Genomic DNA, 1,216 nt, shown 5'->3' with positions numbered 1-1,216 from the left:
CTGGCGCCGCTGGCCGCCACGCACGGCCTGCACCCCGCGAGCGTGCGCCCCGCCTCGGCGGACGCGAGCTTTCGCCGCTACCTGCGCATTGACGCCGCCGACGGCACCAGCCGCATCGTGATGGACGCCCCGCCGGACAAGGAGGACTGCCGCCCCTTCGCCCACGTGCAGCGCCTGATGGCCGACGCGGGCCTGCACGTGCCCGAGGTGCTGGCCTGGGACGAGGCCCACGGCTTCATGCTGCTGTCCGATCTGGGCGCGCAGACGGTCATCGAGCGGCTGGACCCCGCGGCGCCCGAGGCGGCGCACGCCTGGTACCTGCAGGCCAGCGACGTGCTGCTGCAATGGCAGCAGGCCTCGCGCCCCGGCGTGCTGCCGCCCTACGACGAGGCCCTGCTGCGGCGCGAACTGGCCCTTTTTCCCGACTGGTACCTGGCGCGCCACCGCGGCGTGGCGCTCACCGAGGCGCAGCAGGGCGTGCTCGCCAAGACCTTCGACGTGCTGGTCGCCAACAATCTGGAAGCCCCCAGCGTGTTCGTGCACCGCGACTTCATGATGCGCAACCTCATGGCGCCCCCGGCGGGCGGGCCGCTGGGCGTGCTGGATTTTCAGGATGCGGTGCACGGCCCCATCACCTACGACATCGCCAGCCTGCTGCGCGATGCGTTCATCAGCTGGGAAGAGGATTTCGTCATCGACATTACCGTGCGTTACTGGGAAAAGGCGCGAAAGTCGGGATTGGTCGGTGCGGCGAGCGCCAGCGGCTGGGGCGCGGACTTCGGCGAGTTCTACCGCGCGGTCGAATGGATGGGTCTGCAGCGGCACCTGAAGGTGGCCGGCATCTTCGCGCGGATCACGCTGCGCGACGGCAAGCCCAAGTACCTGGCGGACACGCCGCGTTTCATCGGCTACATCCGCGCGACGGCCAGCCGCTACCGCGAGCTCAAGCCGCTGCTGCGGCTGGTGGACGAGATCGAAGGCACGCAGGAAGCCACCGGCTTCGCTTTCGGAAGAGTTTGAGTCAAAACCGCTACCGCCGCAATCAGTACTAGGGCGTGTAGCTATAAAAATAGTAGCAAATGCCCCGTTTCCATTGCCCCTTGCCCCTGGCGGGCGGCGCCGCGCTGGCGCTGCCGCCTTCGGCCGCGCGCCACGTGCAGGTGCTGCGCCTGCAGCCCGGCGACGCGATCACGCTGTTCGACGGGCGCGGGGGGCG

General features: G+C 69.6%; 2 protein-coding genes. Both read left to right on the top strand.

The features are described from left to right. A partial coding sequence (locus tag AC27KI_RS25240) for an aminoglycoside phosphotransferase family protein (RefSeq protein WP_487116532.1) occupies positions 1-1,020 on the top strand: 1,020 nt, incomplete at its 5' end. Between the two features lie 59 nt (positions 1,021-1,079). Next, a partial coding sequence (locus AC27KI_RS25235) for an RNA methyltransferase PUA domain-containing protein (protein WP_487116534.1) occupies positions 1,080-1,216 on the top strand: 137 nt, incomplete at its 3' end.

The organism is Acidovorax sp. KPB24-03 (genome assembly GCF_057546605.1).
This window is presented reverse-complemented; position numbering and strand designations above follow the sequence as displayed.